Raw genomic sequence first — 16,218 nt, forward strand, 5'->3', positions numbered from 1 at the left:
CCGAACGTCGTTCTTCCGAAAGCTCCCCGGTGATGGCCGGATCTACGCGTGAAAATCGATCGAATGGAACATGGTCATGCTACCTGTCGAGCTCGGGCGGTGGCCGTCGGCCCGTGAGCGCTCCGACCAACAGCAGACCTGCACCCACGATGCACACCACGATGCAGGCCCACGCCCAGACGACGGACCCCGTCATCAAGGCGATGACAAGAAAGCCGAAACCGATCGCTGCTGCGCCGAGAGTCAGGACCAACACGGGATTCCTCGCTCACCACTCGACGCCACAACCGATCCGACGCTGCCGCACACGGCAGCGTCGGAGAACGGTAGTGCGTCAGTTGCCCTTGGCGTACGACTGGCTGTAACCGGACGACTGGGTGTCCTGGTTGAAATTGTCCTGACCGTTGTCCACCGGGAGAGCCGAGGAACGGTTCTCCAGCTCTTCGAGCTGAGACTCGAGGTACGACTTGAGCCGCACACGGTACTCGCGCTCGAACGTCTTGAGCTGCTCGATGCGACCTTCCAGCACGGAACGCTGCTGGTTGATCGTCGCCATGATCTCGGTGTGCTTGCGCTCGGCGTCGGCCTGCAGCGCATCGGCCTTCTCCTTGGCCTGACGCAGCTGGGTCTCGGACCGTGTCTGCGCGTCGGACAACAGCGACTCGGACTTCTGGCGAGCCTCGGACATCATCGATTCCGAACGCGTACGTGCGTCCGACACCAGGCGCTCGGCGTTGGTCCGAGCGTTGCCGAGCAGCTGCTCGGACTCCGACTTGGCATCACCGGTGAGGCGGTCGGCCATCTCCTGTGCGAGACCGAGAATCTTCGCGGCCTGCATGTTGGAGTCGCCGGACTGCTGCGGAGCTGCTGCAACGGGCGCGACCGGGGCCGGCTGCTGCACGACCGGCTGCGGCTTGGGGGGATCCACGGGGCGCTGTGGCTCCGCTTTCGGTGCGGCGGTCTGAGCCGGTTGCGGGCTCTGCCGTCCGGCGCTCTTGGCATCCGCAAGCTCCTGATCGAGCTCACCGACCCGCTGGCGGAGGTCGGCGTTCTCTTCGATCAGTCGCGACAACTCTTGCTCGACGAGGTCGAGAAAAGCGTCGACCTCGTCTTCGTTGTAACCGCGCTTACCGATGGGCGGCTTGCTGAACGCGACATTGTGCACATCAGCTGGAGTCAGCGGCATGGAAGGATCCCTTCACGCGTCTTGGGGCGGTAGAGCAAGCATTCAGTTATATGCCATTCCGCGCGAGTGCAGAACAATCAAACTGTAACTGGCGTCCATTCTGTCACACGGGACACGCAGCTTGCGCGCGTCCCGCGTTCTAACATCTATCTTCGATCTCAGGCCGCGAGACCACTGGTTATGTTCCACGCGATGAAGACGACGAACAGCAGGACCATGATGGACAGGTCCAGTCGAACTCCACCGAGGTTGAGCGGCGGAATTATCTTGCGGAGGAACTTGACCGGCGGGTCGGTGACCGTGAAGATCGCCTCGAGCAGGATGACGACCAACCCGGTCGGTTGCCAATCTCTCGCAAAAGTCCTGATGAACTCGACGATGATTCGACCGATGAGAAGGAGCCAAAAAAGAAACAATACGATGTTGATCACCGTGAACACGATCACGGCTATACTCTGCCTGACTTCGGCGGGCTGAGCAAAGCGCCCTGGTCACAGCCCTGAACTACCACCCCGAACAGTGAATCTTTCACTGCTGACTGTAGAAGCCGGTCTCGGCGATACGCCTGCGCTCCTGCGGCGAGACGTCGACGTCGGCGGGCGACAGCAGGAAGACCTTCGTCGCCACCTTGTCGAAGGAACCGCGAAGCGCGAACGCCAGCCCGGCAGCAAAATCGACCAGACGCTTGGCGTCGGCGTTGCTCATCTCGACCAGATCCATGATGACCGGAGTGCCGTCTCGGAAGCGCTCGCCGATCGTGCGGGCCTCGCTGTAGTCCCGCGGGCGCAGCGTGGTGATCTTCGACAAGGGACCGCCGTCGTCGACGATCGGGCTGCGCCGGGTCTCCGCACGCACATCCATGCGAGTGTCCATCGCCAACGCTCCTCTGGTTGCCGCGCCGCGCGTGGTCGGGGCGGCTCCGCGTCCACGTCCACCGATCGGGGCCAATGTGGCCGCCGGACGCGGTGCCTCGTAGTCGTCGTAGTCGTCCTCGACCTGTGCATGCCTGGATCCACCGAACGACGGCTTGACGAAGTCACGGTCGTCGATGTCGTCGTAGCTGTCACGACCGCCACGGGCGCTGCGCCGCGCGTCCGGCTCGTCGAGGTAGTCGTCCTCGTAGTCGGCGAGCGGAACCATGCCGAAGTACGCCTTGAACTTGTGCAGGGTGCTCATCGTTCTGCCTTCCGTGGCGGTGTGTCTACTGTCGATCCCCAGGTTCGCAAGTGTCTGTTGTGACTGATGTGATCCGTGGATTGCTATTGCGAGGCTATCGGCCGCGCCCCGAGTATTGCGGTACCGACACGCACGCACGTCGATCCGTGCCGCACAGCAGCTTCCAGGTCTCCGGTCATGCCCGCGGACAGCTCGAGCGCTCCGGGATGAGTCGCCAGAAGCTCCCTGTGCAGACCCTCGAGGTCCGCGAACGCGGCGTCCGGATCGGCCTCGAGAGGTGGCACCGCCATCAACCCTGCGAGACGCACACCGGTTGCGTTCGACACGACGTCCGCAAGCTCGTGCAGTTCGCCGCGTTCGACGCCGCCGCGGTGCACATCTCCGTCGAGACTGACCTGAACGATCACATCCAGCTCGGCCGACCGAAGTCCCTCGTCCAAGGCCTTCGTCGTCGCTTTGGACAGTGCAGCCACCAACCGCGCACTGTCCACGGAATGAATGGAGTGCGCCCACGCGGCGACCGACTTCGCCTTGTTTCGTTGCAGATGACCGATCATGTGCCACCGGGGTGGATCGCCGCCGAACTCCTCGGCCGTCTCGGCGACCTTGGGCGACGCGTCCTGCTCCCGGGACTCGCCGAAGTCGCGGCACCCGAGGGCGTACAGGATGCGCACGTCGGAGGCGGGAAAGAACTTGGTCACCGGCAGCAGAGCCACCTCGGCGGGCGACCGGCCCGCGTCGACACAGGCGCGGTGCAACCGCTCCCGCACCGATGTCAACGCCGTCTCGATCTCTCGCGCCCGCTCCGTGCCCGAGGCACCGTCGGTGGGTTCACTCATGACAACCTTCCCTGCCGGTTCACCGATGGGCCGCTTCGGGACGATCGTTCGGGGATGTGCTGTCCATCCACACGACACTGGCAATTCGGCCGGTCGACCCTTCGCGGCGATGACTGAACAGAGTTCTGTCCTCGATGGTGCATCGCGGATCCTGCGCCACCCCGGACACTCCCGCTGTGAGCAGTTGCGCGCGGATACCGGCGGGAATGTCCAGGCCCGGCGTATGGCGGACGGTTGTCGTCGCGCTGCCGGGAAGGTGCTTGTCGACGTCCGCTCTCATCTGCGCGGGCACCTCGTACTGGCGACCACTCGCGGCCGGACCGAGAAACGCACCGATCCGCTCCGGAACCGCGCCGAGTTCGACCATGGCAGCCAGCACTCGCGGGACGATGCCGATACGGGCACCGACCCGGCCCGCATGCACAGCGGCTATCACTCCGGCTTCTTCGTCGGACAGCAGAATCGGCACACAGTCGGCAGTCAACACCACCAGACCCAGATCGCGCTGCGTCGTCACCAACGCGTCGGTCATCGACACCGGCTCGGTGACCGGACCGTCGACCACGGTGACGGTGCGTCCGTGGACCTGCTCCATGAACACGAGCCGGTCGAGTCCCATACCCAACCGATCGCCGAGGCGTCGACGGTTCGCCTCTACCGCTGCCGGGTCGTCACCGACGTGATCACCGAGGTTGAACGTATCGAACGGCGGTGCCGACACTCCGCCCGCTCGCGTCGTCGAGACGCGTCGGACACGAAACGGACCGGCGGATGCGGCCTCGTTCACCGCCGCATGAAGGACGGCACATCGACATCGTCTTCGCCCTCGTCCTCGGCGATCGGCACGCGACGTCCCGATCCGACCGACTCGCGTCCACTCGAGTCACGGCCCTGGCCGGCTGCCGATTCGCGACTGGACGATTCACGGTTGGACGAGCTCGACGAGTTCAACGGCGGCAGGCTGCTGCCGCTCGGTGCACCGACCGGGTCGCGGAACACGGCACCGTCGGACCCCTCGCTCGACCGCGACGACACCTCGCCCGAGCGAGCCGATCCGATCGGGCTGCGCGTCGAGGCGGCCGCTTCGACCGGGCGACGCGTCGGGGTGCCGCCGTCGAAGCCTGCGGCGATGACTGTGACGCGCACCTCGTCGCCGAGCGAGTCGTCGATGACGGTTCCGAAGATGATGTTGGCGTCGATGTGGGCGGCTTCCTGCACCAGCGACGCCGCCTCGTTGATCTCGAACAGACCGAGGTCGGATCCACCGGCGATGGACAGCAGCACACCGCGTGCACCTTCCATCGAGGCTTCGAGCAGCGGCGAATTGATCGCCGATTCGGCGGCCTTGATCGCGCGTCCCTCACCGCGGGAGGAACCGATGCCCATCAATGCGCTGCCTGCGCCGGACATGACGCCCTTGACGTCGGCGAAGTCGACGTTGATCAGACCCGGGGTGGTGATCAGGTCGGTGATGCCCTGGACGCCGTTGAGCAACACCTCGTCGGCGCTGCGGAATGCGTCCATCAGGCTGACGGCGGCGTCGCCGAGCTGGAGCAGTCGATCGTTGGGAATGACGATGAGCGTGTCGCACGACTCACGGAGCTGCTGGATGCCGGTGTCGGCCTGGCCGCCGCGCCGCTTGCCCTCGAACGAGAACGGACGGGTGACGACACCGACGGTCAACGCACCGAGCTTGCGCGCGATGTTGGCGACGACGGGGGCACCGCCGGTACCGGTGCCGCCACCCTCGCCCGCAGTGACGAAGACCATGTCGGCACCCTTGAGTACCTCTTCGATCTCGTCTTTGTGATCGTCCGCGGCACGCCGACCGACCTCGGGGTCGGCTCCGGCACCGAGTCCTCGGGTCAGTTCGCGGCCGACGTCGAGCTTGACGTCTGCGTCACTCATCAGCAAGGCCTGAGCGTCGGTGTTGACCGCGATGAACTCGACTCCCTTGAGTCCCTGTTCGATCATGCGGTTGACCGCGTTCACGCCGCCGCCGCCGATGCCGACGACCTTGATTACGGCGAGGTAGTTGTGCGGGGGCGTCATGGGCTCTCGCCTTCCGTGGAGTGTTGCGTGAAAAATGGAAACCCTCAACCTAAACCACAGGCTTAGAGTTATGTCAAGTACTGAACTGGTCGAAACGCTATTCATCGCCGACGACTATCGCCATTAGGCGCGCCGACGCCGCGCCGAAATTCCCGTCACGGACGAAACTTATTTCGTGGTGGGCAGATCCGGACTCGAGACATCGAAGATCTGACCGGGTTGCGACAGCAGCGCGATCGCCACCGCAGCCTTGCGTTCCGAGTCCTCCTTGCTGCCCCACACGACAGTGCGACCGTCGAGCAGCAGAATCGAGATGTCGGACAAGGTGCTCGCGCGCAGCTCTGCGGCCTGATCGCGCAGCAGCGGTGGCAACGTATCGAGCACCGCCAGTGCGTCTTTCGTCACCGGATCACCGAACACCGGATTGTCGGTCACCAGGCGCACCACCCCCGGCGGAGGCGGTGCAATCGCGAAATCGACCCCGGTGGAATCGAGCAGATGGGTGCCGTCGGGAGAATCGAAGAACGCCACCGGAACTCGTTCCTCGACCGTCACCTGCACGGTCGACGGGTACTTCCGTTGCACACGCACGGTCGCCAGGGCCGGGATCGTCGCCACCCGCTGCGCCGCCGCTGCAGTATCGACCCGGACGAGCGGAAGCCCGGCGGGAACGTCGAGCCGCTCGAGAATCTCCTGCTCGGATACCGACGACTGCCCCGCGACCGAAATGGTCCGGACCGACAACAGCGGCGTGAGATACACCAGCGCAGCCGATCCCACCACGAGAGCCACCACGGCCGCCGCGATGAGCAGCGCCTTGCGCCTCGACCGCTTCACCCGGGCGCGCTCTTCTTCTCTGGCCAGCGCGCGCGCCTGCTTGTCGGTGAGTACGGGGGGTGAATCGTCTTCTCCTGCAGCGTTTCCCGACCTCGACGAACGAACTCGGTCGGAGCGACGAGTCACGTCGACGGCCGATCCTTCGGTACACCGCGGCCGGTCGCAGCACCGAAATCGGTCTTCGAGCGAAGTGCATCCAGGATCGGTCCGCCGAGCATCGTCACGTCTCCCGCACCCATGGTGATGACGACGTCGCCCGGGACGCTGAGATGGGCCACCTGCTTGGCCACCAACGACAGATCCGGCTGGTAGTTGACCGGCTTGGTGACCGAGGCGGCGACCAACGCACCCGTCACACCCGGCAGTGGTTCCTCGCGCGCGCCGTACACGTCGAGCACCACGATCTCGTCGGCCAAGGACAACGCGGCACCGAATTCCTCGGCGAACGTCGCTGTGCGCGAGTACAGGTGCGGCTGGAACACCACGACCACCCGGCCGTGGTCCTGGCCGGCGACGAGAGCCTGCGCTGCGGTGAGCACCGCGCGCACCTCGGTCGGGTGGTGGGCGTAATCGTCGAACACGCGGACACCGTGCTCGCGGCCGGTGAACTGGAAACGCCGGTGGACGCCGCCGAAACCGGTGAGCCCGGCCAGCAGTTCCTCGATACCGGCACCGACCTGACGCGCCGCGACGAACGCCGCCAACGCATTGAGGGCAGTGTGCCGTCCGGGGACGCCGAGCCGCACCGTGCGCGCCGCATCCTCACCCGCGATCTGCAACTGCGCGACGCCACCGATGTCCTCGGGCTCCCACGCCAACAGACGCACGGCCATCTCGACCGGCCCCGCGTCGACGTCCGAGGACCCGTAGCCGAGCACTGTCACTCCTGGCATGTTCCTGTCCACCACGCGTCGGGCCAGCGCCGCCGAACCGGGGTCGTCCATGCACGCCACGAGCACACCACCTGGACCGAGAAGCGCGGCGAAGTCGTCGAACACCTGCACGTAGGCCTCGGTGGTGCCGAAGTGGTCCAGGTGATCGGCCTCGATGTTGGTCACGATGATGACGTTGGCGGCGTACTGCAGCAGCGAGCCGTCACTCTCGTCCGCCTCGGCCACGAACACGTCTCCGCTGCCGTGATGGGCGTTGGTTCCGGCTTCGTTGAGCTCTCCCCCGACGGCGAAAGACGGGTCGAACCCGCAATGCTGGAGGGCGACGACCAGCATCGATGTGGTCGACGTCTTTCCATGCGTACCGGAGACCAACAACGTGCGGTACCCCTGCATGAGCGAGGACAGCACTGCCGGACGCAGCACCACCGGGATTCCACGGTCCCGCGCTTCGACGAGTTCGGGATTGGTCTTGGGAATCGCGGCGTGGGTCGTCACCACCACGGTGGGTCCACCGTCGATCATGTCCAGGGCGCTGGCGTCGTGACCGATGCGGACCTGCGCACCGCGTGCACGCAGTGCGAGCACGCCGCGCGATTCCTTGGCATCCGAACCCGACACCTGTCCCCCGCGAGCCAGCAGGATCCTCGCGATGCCGGACATTCCGGCACCACCGATGCCCACCATGTGTACTCGTTCGAGCTCCGCCGGCAGATCCGACATCGCACCCTCAGTTGTCACGCGGACGTCTCCCTCGTTCTCTTCGCATGCTCGACGCCGCCCAGCTCAGCGCCGCGCGGCGTGCGCGGTATCGAGCACGATCTGCGCGACGGCAGCTGCTGCGCCCTTGTGCCCGGCACCGGCCGCGGCACGAGACATGGTGGCAATTCGGTCGGTATCGGCCAACAGCGCCACCACCGTCTCGCGCACGTACTGCTCGGTCAGTGTCGCATCGGATACCAGGATGCCACCTCCGGCGTCGACCACGGGACGGGCATTGAGCTCCTGCTCGCCGTTCCCGTGCGGGAGAGGTACGTAGATCGCAGGCAGCCCGGTTGCGGAGACCTCGGCGACGGTCATGGCACCGGACCGGCATATCGCCAGGTCCGCGGCCGCATACGCGAGATCCATCCGGTCGATGTACGGCAACGCGACATACGGCGCGTCCGGATTGCTCTGCTCGACGTCGAGCGAGTTCTTCGGACCGTGCGCATGTAGAACCGAGATACCGGCACCGGCGAGGGCTGCCGAGGCTCCGGACACCGCGTCGTTGAGTGACCGGGCCCCCTGCGAGCCGCCGAACACCAGGAGAACAGGGCCGTTCTCCGGCAGGCCGAAGTGGGCGCGGGCCTCCGCCCGGACGGCAGCCCGGTCGAGTCCGGTGATGGTGGGACGGACGGGAATTCCGATCACGTCCGCGTCGGCAGCTCCGTGCGCGGCGATACCCGACCCGGCGACGGCTGCGAGCACCCGCTGGGCGGACCGGGCACCGACCTTGTTGGCGATGCCCGCTCGCGCGTTGGCCTCGTGGATGACCACAGGAATTCGTCCGCCACGGCCGAACAGTCGACCGCGGGCAGCGAGATAGGCCGGCAACGCGACATAGCCGCCGAATCCGACGAGTACGTCGGCCTCCACGGCCGCGAAGATCTCCCGGGTGCGGCGCACCGATCGCACGACGCGCAGCGGCAGCTTGAGCAGGTCAACGGTGGGCTTACGGGGCAGCGGAACAGGCGGAATGAGTTCCAGTGCGTACCCGCGAGCCGGGACGAGCGTCGTCTCCAACCCGCGGCTGCTGCCGAGAGCGGTGACGGTGACGGTGGGGTCGAGGACACGCAGCGCGTCGGCCACAGCGAGCGCAGGCTCGATATGCCCGGCCGTTCCGCCGCCGGCCACCACTACGGAAATAGGTCGAGATGTCTGCTTCACCGTCGATATCCTCGCTCACCCGAGCGAACGGGTGGGCGACCGGGTTGTGGTTCCGGCCGAGGACGCTGGGCCGATCGCGACCCCGCAGCGGGCTCTCGCCGGACGGGCTCACTGCGCCGGGGATTCCCGCGGGACGACTCGCCCCGATAGCCGGTCGATTTCGGAGACATCGTGTTCGTCCTGGAACTGGAGGCTCGTGTGCGAGTACGGCCCGGCTCGGCTGCCCTCGCTGCACGGCCGTCCTTGCCCTGGCCCTTACGGGACTCGAGCCGCTTGCGATCCTGCGCCGCCAACGTGGGGCGAGTGGACTTCGACCGCGCCATCGCGGCTCGCTTGGGCGAGAACACGGCGGGCAGCGGCAGTTTCAGCGCCCGCGCAATACGGCCCTCCTGCCCCGCGTGCAGGGCTGCGATCGCCTCCGGTTCGTGTCGGGCGGCGCTTGCGATGATGCCGAACATCAGCAGCGTGATCGCGGTGGAGGTACCGCCGTAGGACACCAGCGGCAGCTGCAGACCGGTCACCGGCAGCAGCCCGACGACGTAGCCGATGTTGATCATGGCCTGACCGAACACCCAGCACGTGGCACCCGCGGTCAGTAGGCGCAGGAACGGATCGACCGAACGCATGGCGATCCGCAGCCCGGTGTAGACGAAGAGGCCGAATAGTCCGATGACTGCGAGGCAGCCGATCATTCCGAGTTCCTCGCCGATGATGGCGAAGATGAAGTCGTTGTGGGCGTTGGGTAGGTAACTCCACTTCGCGCGGCTCTGGCCGAGCCCACGACCGAACATTCCGCCGTCGGCGAGCGAATACTTGGCCTGAGTTGACTGATACGACAGGCCCTGGGTGTCCTCACCCGGGTTGAGCCAAGCCTTGACGCGATTGGATCGATAACCGGCTGTGAACGCGAGGACGGTTGCCAGTGCCAAACCGGTCATCAGCACCGCACCGAACAGCCGGGCATTGAGGCCCGCGAACCACAGCAGCGCCACCAGGATGATGCCGAGGGCGATGGCGGTACTCAGGTTCGGCTGCAGTACGACGAGCAGACACATCAGCAGACCCGCAGGCAAGAGCGGCACCAGCAACGACTTGATGTTGCCGTGTTCGCTGCGACGCGAAGCCAACAGGTGCGCACCCCACAGAACCAGTGCGACCTTGGCCAGCTCGGACGGCTGGAAGGACACGACGCCGAAATCGAACCAGCGGCGTGCACCCTGGCGTTCGGCACCGATGCCCGGAATCAGCACCAGCATCAGCATGGTGATCGAGACCAGGAACAGCGGGAACGACAGCTTCCTGAGGTACCGAACCGGCAGCCGAAGAGCGACGTAGAACGCGACGACTCCCAGCGCGACACCGATCAGCTGCTGGGTGAAGAGCGCGTAACCGGATTCGTCGGCTGCGAAGGACTCGGCGGACGACGCCGATAGCACCATCACCAGTCCCAACACCGTGAGCAGGACGGCGATCGTGACGACGAGGTGGAAGGACGCGAGCGGCCGGCCGAACCACAGGCCGATTCGGGTGCGTGGAGCGGTGGTACGACGAGGTGGGCGCGGTGCCTGTACTGCCGCGGTCACGATCGCTGCGATCCGATGTCGGTGGCGTCGAGAAGCTGGACGGATTCGGCGAAGCTGCGGCCGCGGTGACCGTAGTCGGCGAACATGTCCAGTGACGCGGCGGCCGGGGCCAGCAGGACGGTGTCCCCCGACGCGGCAAGTTCGGCCGCGTGGGCCACGACGGCCCGCATCACCGCATCAGCATCTTCAGCACCATGAGTCACACCAGCATCGTCTCCCGAAGGGAGCCTGACGACCGGAACATCGGGCGCGTGTCGCGCCAAAGCCTCTGCGATCTGCATCCCATCGCGCCCGAGGACGACCGCGGCAACCAGTCGATCGGCGATGTCGACCACCAGATCGTCGATCACCGCACCCTTGAGCAACCCGCCCGCGATCCACACGACACGATCGTGCGCAGCGATCGACGAGCGAGCAGCATGCGGATTCGTCGCCTTCGAATCGTCGATGAACGTCACCCCGCCGACCTCGCGCACCACCGCCGCCCGATGCGGCCCGACCCGGTACGTCTGCAATCCCACCCGAACAGCGCCGGGCTCCACGCCGATCGACCGAGCCAGCGCGCCTGCCGCGAGCGCATCGAGAATGCCGGACGGTCCACTCGGCTCGACTTCGTCGGCGGGGAGGAGATCGACGTTCTCGCCGAAGGCGTCGTCCACGAGCGTCCCTGCCCGAACCCCCAGCTCACCCGAGGCCGGCTCACCCAACCGGAAACCGACAACGGTCGACGCCGGAGACCCGATCGACAAACTCGCCGCCCGCGAGTCGTCGAGACCGACCACCGCCACATCGCCGGTCAACGCACGAGCCTTGGCCTGGACGTATCCGTCCATCCCGCCGTGCCAATCCAGATGATCCTCGGCGATGTTGAGCACCACCCCCGCCGCCGGACGCACCGACGGGGCCCAGAACAACTGGAACGACGACAACTCGACGGCGAGCACGCGCGGATGCGGGGTACCGCGCAACGCGTCGGCGATGGGGAGTCCGATGTTGCCGCAGGCCACCGAATCGATACCGGCGGCGTCGAGGATCGAGGCGAGCATCGAGGTGGTGGTCGTCTTTCCATTGGTTCCGGTGACCACCAGCCAGCGAGTTCTGGGGCCGTACAGCTCCGCCCGGTCCACGTGCCAGGACAACTCGACATCGCCCCACACCGGAATGCCTCGGTTCGTGGCGGCCGCCAGCACCGGCGAATCGGGCCGGAAACCGGGGCTGGTGACGACGAGCGAAAACGCAGCGAGCGCCGCAGGATCGCCGAGCAGGTCGTCCTGCAGCACCACCGCCGCACCCAGTTTCGACGCATCGTCCAGCGCGGCACGACTCGAATCGGCAACCGTGACGACGGCACCGAGATCGAGCAACGGTCGGACGACGGCGAGTCCGGAGACACGGGCACCGGTCACCAGCACCGAACTGCCGCGTAACCAGGTCAGGTCGGTCGAGGAGTCATCCATGCGCTATCCGCCGACAGCAGCGAGATATTCGCTGTAGAACAGAGCGAGTCCGACGGCCGACGCAATGGCGGCCAGCAGCCAGAATCGGATGATCACCGTTGTCTCGGCCCAACCGGCCAGCTCGAAGTGATGATGGAACGGGGCCATCCGGAACACGCGTCGGCGACTGGATCGGAACACCGCGACCTGGATGACGACCGACGCGGCCTCCGCGACGAACAGCGCACCGATGACCACCATGATCAGCTCCGTCTTCGTCACCACCGACAGACCGGCGATCAGACCGCCGAGGGCAAGAGAGCCGGTGTCACCCATGAAGATCTTCGCCGGCGCGGCGTTCCACCATAGGAAGCCGATGCACGCACCGGCAGCGGACGCACAGACCAGGGCCAGGTCGAGGGGATCTCGAACGTCGTAGCAACCGGGGGCGGGCCCGGAGGGGCCTGCGCACGCCTGGCGGTACTGCCAGAAGGTGATGACGGTGTATGCGCCGAGCACCAGGGTCATCGACCCGGCGGCGAGGCCGTCGAGTCCGTCGGTGAGGTTGACCGAGTTGGACCACGCGATAACGAGCAGACAGACGAAGAACACGAAGACGACCGCGGACATCGACCAGGTGGCGATGTCGCGAACGTACGACAGTTGGGTGCTGCCCGGGGTGAGACCACTGTCGCTGCGAAACTGCAACACCAGGATTGCGAACAGCACGGCAGCCGTTATCTGACCGACGTACTTCCCGGTCGCGTTCAGACCCAGGTTGCGCTGCTTGCGGATCTTGATGAAGTCGTCGAGAAAGCCGACCAGGCCGAGCACCGTGGTCAGGCCGAGAACCAGCAGGGCCGAGGCCGACGGACCGTCGGCGTCGTACCCGATGCCGATCAGATGCGAGCCCCAGTAACCGGCCCAGATACCGACCAGAATCGCGACGCCGCCCATCGTGGGAGTGCCGCGCTTGGACTGGTGACTCGCCGGGCCTTCGACGCGAATCTCCTGGCCGAAACCCTGTTTCGAGAACGCCTTGATCAGCACCGGGGTCAGCAGAATCGCGACCGCGAGCGCGATGCCGCCGGCGAACAGGATCTGCCTCACTGCTCACCCTCCGCAGCGGCGCTCGATGCATCGGCCAACAGAGCGTCTGCGACGGTCCACATGGCACCGGACTGAGAGGCCTTCACCAGCACGATGTCGCCGGGACGCACCTCGTCGAGCAGTACCTCGATCGCCGACTCACGATCGGGGACCAGCATCGACTCCTCGCCCCACGAACCCTCCATGACGGCACCCTGGTGCAGCGCCCGAGTGGGACGACCGCTGTCGACGATGATCAGACGGTCGACGTCCAGGCGCACCGCGAGGCGACCGATCGCGTCGTGCTCGACCACCGAGTCGGCACCCAGTTCGCCCATCTCCCCCAGCACCGCCCAGCTGCGGCGTTTCGGTCCGTCGTCGCGACGCGACATCGACACCAGTGCCTTGAGCGCAGCGCGCATCGAATCGGGGTTGGCGTTGTACGAATCGTTGACGACAGTGACGCCGTCGGCACGGGTGCGCACATCCATCCGCCTGATCGACGTCGGCGCGGCTGCCCCGAGCGCCTCGGCGACCTGCGCCAGCGTTGCCCCGCACTCGAGTGCGACGGCCGCTGCTGCAAGAGCGTTGCCGACCTGATGCTCACCGTGCACCGCCAGGGTGATCGCTGCCGTACCCGCTGCGCATTCGAGGGTGAACGACGCCCGGGCGTCGGTGTCGACCTGCACGTCGGTCGCTCTGATGTCGGCATCTGCGTTGCGCCCCACCGTGACGACGGATGCCGTTGTGCGCGTGGCCATCTCGGCGACGAGACGGTCATCGATGTTGAGAATCGCCACTCCCCCGTCGGCAGCCCTCGGCAGAGCTTCGACCAGTTCGCCTTTCGCCAGTGCGATGGCTGCGCGCGAGCCGAACTCGCCCAGGTGCGCGGTTCCGACGTTGAGCACCACCCCGATCCGGGGCGGTGCGAGCGTGGCGAGTTCGGCGATGTGGCCGATTCCCCGGGCGGACAACTCCAGACACAGGAAATCGGTCTCGGCATCGGCCCGCAGCGCCGTCCACGGATGTCCCAGTTCGTTGTTGAACGATCCGGGCGGTGCCACCACCGAGCCCAGGGGCTCGAGAACCGCAGAGATCAGATCCTTGGTGGAGGTCTTCCCCGAGGATCCCGTCACGCCGACGACGGTCAGGCCGTGCTCGGCGGTCAACTCGAGCACCGAGGCCCGGGCCAGAGCGCCGAGTGCAGTCAACACCGCCGAACCGGAGCCGTCCGGGTCGTTCTCGAGCGCCATCGCGCGACTGTCGTGCGGAACCGGACGGACGACCACGGCCGGTACGCCCACCGGACGCGCGGCCAGCACCAGTGCCGCACCTGCGGCCACCGCGTCGGCGGCGTGGTCGTGACCGTCCACCTTCGCGCCGGGAAGGGCGAGGAAGACACTGCCGGGGGTCACCTTGCGGGAGTCGAACTCCACCGGCCCCGGCACAACGACCGTCGGATCCGGCACGTCGTGCACCGTGCCTCCGACGATCTCGGCGATGCGGTCGATCGAGAGTGGGATCACCGTACGCCCGCGCTCGTGCCGACCCGACGCGCATCGATGGCCGAGGCCAGGACCACTCGGTCGTCGAACGGATGCTTCACGCCTGCTATCTCTTGGCCGGTCTCGTGCCCTTTACCTGCGATCAACACAACATCCCCTTCGCGTGCCCACGCCACGGCCTGTTCGATCGCCGCTGCGCGGCCTGCCACGTTCCTTATTTCACCGCGGGCCTCTTCGGGCACCGACAGCGCACCGTCCTCGACGGCCTGCCGAATGGCGGCCGGGTCCTCGCTGCGCGGGTTGTCGTCGGTCACCACCAGCAGCTCGGCACCGCGCGTTCCGGCGGCACCCATCAGCGGACGCTTTGCGGTGTCGCGGTCGCCACCTGCTCCGAGCACCACCGCGATCCGTCCGCGCGAGGATTCGCGCAGCGTCGCCAGCACGGCCTCGACGGCAGCAGGCTTGTGCGCGTAGTCGACCACCGCCAGGAAGTTCTGCCCACGATCGATCCGCTGCACGCGACCGGGTACGTCGACCGTCGCGACCCCGGCCACGGCGCTGCGCACATCGGCCCCGGCCGTCGCGCAGGTCGCCAACGCGAGGACGGTGTTGGCGACGTTGTAGCGCCCCGGCAACCGGACCGAGACCGGCAGCGACGCACCCTGCGGATCGGCGACGGTGAACGACTGCGTGCCGTCGTCGTGCTTGGCCCAGTCCGACACCGTCCACTGCGAATCGGCACCGGTCGACGCGGTCACCACGGTCGACCCGGCCGATCGAGCGATCTCTGCCATCCGAACGCCCCACGCGTCGTCGACACAGACCACGGCGGTGTCGGCACGAACCGCCGAGTCGGCCGCGAACAATCGACTCTTGGCCGAGAAGTAGTCCTCGAGAGAATTGTGAAAGTCGAGGTGATCCTGCGAAAGATTGGTGAATGCACCGATCGCGAAGCGGGTGCCGTCGACCCGGCCGAGCGACAATGCGTGCGAGGACACTTCCATGACCACCGTGTCGACGCCCTCCTCGACCATGACCGCGAAGAGAGCATGGAGTTGCGGAGCCTCGGGCGTGGTGAGCGCGCTCGGTACATGCCGGCCCAGAACACGTGTCTCGATGGTGCCGATCAGACCGCACCGACGACCGGCCGCGGTCAGGCCGGCTTCGAGTAGATAGGACGTCGTCGTCTTTCCCGACGTACCGGTGATACCGATGACGGTCATCTTCGTCGACGGGTTGCCGTACACCAGCGCGGAGACCGCCCCCAGTACCTGGCGCGGATGATCGTGAACGAGTACCGGAACCTGTCGATCCGTGCCTGCGAGCGCTCCCCGCACGATCTCCAGTCCGGCCGGATCGGTGAGCACCGCCACCGCACCACGCTCGACCGCGTCGGCGACGAACTCGGCACCGTGTCGAGAAGATCCGGGCAGCGCTGCGAAGAGATCGCCGGGAACAACGGACTGTGCTCTCAGATCGATACCGGTCACACTCACACCGGCGGGGTCGCCCTCGCCGATCGTTGCACCGACCGCGGACGCCACCTCCCGAACTTCGGTGTGTGGTGGATGCGCCGGACGTGAACCCGGAGCCGGGTGTGAATCCGATGACACAGTCACTCCTGCTCCCTTCCTCTCTACTGCCGGCCGCGCGCCTGCCGCGGCTCGATCACGCCGCGGCGACAGCCGAACGAACG

The 16,218-nt window shown here is 66.5% G+C and carries 15 protein-coding genes; all 15 read right to left on the minus strand.

Annotated features, from left to right (window positions below):
- Positions 1–79: 79 nt before the first annotated feature.
- Complete coding sequence (locus MTX35_RS11040) at positions 80–256, minus strand: hypothetical protein (RefSeq protein WP_243594986.1); 177 nt, start codon at positions 254–256, stop codon at positions 80–82.
- A 78-nt stretch (positions 257–334) separates the two neighbouring features.
- A complete protein-coding gene (locus MTX35_RS11045; RefSeq protein WP_243594987.1) occupies positions 335–1,186 on the minus strand; it encodes a DivIVA domain-containing protein in 852 nt (283 codons plus the stop codon).
- A gap of 158 nt (positions 1,187–1,344) precedes the next feature.
- Positions 1,345–1,632 (minus strand): YggT family protein, encoded by a 288-nt coding sequence (locus MTX35_RS11050; protein ID WP_243594988.1) that lies wholly within the window; start codon positions 1,630–1,632, stop codon positions 1,345–1,347.
- Positions 1,633–1,714: 82 nt separating this feature from the next.
- Positions 1,715–2,362 carry a cell division protein SepF gene (locus MTX35_RS11055; protein WP_243594989.1) on the minus strand — a complete coding sequence of 216 codons (648 nt, stop codon included), beginning with the start codon at positions 2,360–2,362 and terminating at the stop codon, positions 1,715–1,717.
- Between the two features lie 83 nt (positions 2,363–2,445).
- Positions 2,446–3,201, minus strand: coding sequence for a YggS family pyridoxal phosphate-dependent enzyme (locus MTX35_RS11060; RefSeq protein WP_243594990.1), 756 nt, complete (start codon positions 3,199–3,201; stop codon positions 2,446–2,448).
- 19 nt (positions 3,202–3,220) lie between these two features.
- The gene (gene pgeF / locus MTX35_RS11065; protein WP_243594991.1) at positions 3,221–3,988 is read right to left on the minus strand and encodes a peptidoglycan editing factor PgeF; all 768 of its coding nucleotides are present in this window, start codon (positions 3,986–3,988) and stop codon (positions 3,221–3,223) included.
- Positions 3,985–5,253 (minus strand): cell division protein FtsZ, encoded by a 1,269-nt coding sequence (ftsZ, locus tag MTX35_RS11070; RefSeq protein WP_243594992.1) that lies wholly within the window; start codon positions 5,251–5,253, stop codon positions 3,985–3,987. Before ftsZ ends, pgeF begins: the two co-directional genes overlap by 4 nt.
- Positions 5,254–5,421: 168 nt before the next feature.
- On the minus strand, positions 5,422–6,216 hold the full coding sequence (locus MTX35_RS11075) for an FtsQ-type POTRA domain-containing protein (protein ID WP_243594993.1): 795 nt from the start codon (positions 6,214–6,216) through the stop codon (positions 5,422–5,424).
- A complete protein-coding gene (gene murC, locus MTX35_RS11080; protein WP_243595101.1) occupies positions 6,213–7,703 on the minus strand; it encodes a UDP-N-acetylmuramate--L-alanine ligase in 1,491 nt (496 codons plus the stop codon). Before murC ends, MTX35_RS11075 begins: the two co-directional genes overlap by 4 nt.
- 63 nt (positions 7,704–7,766) lie before the next feature.
- Positions 7,767–8,909: an undecaprenyldiphospho-muramoylpentapeptide beta-N-acetylglucosaminyltransferase gene (gene murG / locus MTX35_RS11085; protein WP_243594994.1), complete on the minus strand. Its 1,143-nt coding sequence runs from the start codon at positions 8,907–8,909 to the stop codon at positions 7,767–7,769.
- Positions 8,906–10,492: a putative lipid II flippase FtsW gene (gene ftsW / locus MTX35_RS11090; protein WP_243594995.1), complete on the minus strand. Its 1,587-nt coding sequence runs from the start codon at positions 10,490–10,492 to the stop codon at positions 8,906–8,908. Before ftsW ends, murG begins: the two co-directional genes overlap by 4 nt.
- A complete protein-coding gene (gene murD, locus MTX35_RS11095) occupies positions 10,489–11,949 on the minus strand; it encodes a UDP-N-acetylmuramoyl-L-alanine--D-glutamate ligase (protein ID WP_243594996.1) in 1,461 nt (486 codons plus the stop codon). The genes ftsW and murD overlap by 4 nt, the downstream gene beginning before the upstream one ends.
- A 3-nt stretch (positions 11,950–11,952) precedes the next feature.
- Positions 11,953–13,038: a phospho-N-acetylmuramoyl-pentapeptide-transferase gene (gene mraY / locus MTX35_RS11100; RefSeq protein ID WP_243594997.1), complete on the minus strand. Its 1,086-nt coding sequence runs from the start codon at positions 13,036–13,038 to the stop codon at positions 11,953–11,955.
- Positions 13,035–14,543 carry a UDP-N-acetylmuramoyl-tripeptide--D-alanyl-D-alanine ligase gene (gene murF / locus MTX35_RS11105; RefSeq protein WP_243594998.1) on the minus strand — a complete coding sequence of 503 codons (1,509 nt, stop codon included), beginning with the start codon at positions 14,541–14,543 and terminating at the stop codon, positions 13,035–13,037. The genes mraY and murF overlap by 4 nt, the downstream gene beginning before the upstream one ends.
- Positions 14,540–16,141: a UDP-N-acetylmuramoyl-L-alanyl-D-glutamate--2,6-diaminopimelate ligase gene (locus MTX35_RS11110; protein WP_243594999.1), complete on the minus strand. Its 1,602-nt coding sequence runs from the start codon at positions 16,139–16,141 to the stop codon at positions 14,540–14,542. The genes murF and MTX35_RS11110 overlap by 4 nt, the downstream gene beginning before the upstream one ends.
- Between the last annotated feature and the right edge of the window lie 77 nt (positions 16,142–16,218).

The organism is Rhodococcus sp. ARC_M12 (genome assembly GCF_022810385.1).
Lineage (GTDB): Bacteria > Actinomycetota > Actinomycetes > Mycobacteriales > Mycobacteriaceae > Rhodococcoides > Rhodococcoides navarretei.

Coding starts and splice junctions, on each gene's coding strand:
- MTX35_RS11055 (WP_243594989.1), bottom strand. CDS start 2,362: ATGAGCACCCTGCACAAGTTCAAGGCGTACTTCGGCATGGTTCCGCTC.
- ftsZ (WP_243594992.1), bottom strand. CDS start 5,253: ATGACGCCCCCGCACAACTACCTCGCCGTAATCAAGGTCGTCGGCATC.
- murC (WP_243595101.1), bottom strand. CDS start 7,703: ATGTCGGATCTGCCGGCGGAGCTCGAACGAGTACACATGGTGGGCATC.
- MTX35_RS11060 (WP_243594990.1), bottom strand. CDS start 3,201: ATGAGTGAACCCACCGACGGTGCCTCGGGCACGGAGCGGGCGCGAGAG.
- murD (WP_243594996.1), bottom strand. CDS start 11,949: ATGGATGACTCCTCGACCGACCTGACCTGGTTACGCGGCAGTTCGGTG.
- MTX35_RS11045 (WP_243594987.1), bottom strand. CDS start 1,186: ATGCCGCTGACTCCAGCTGATGTGCACAATGTCGCGTTCAGCAAGCCG.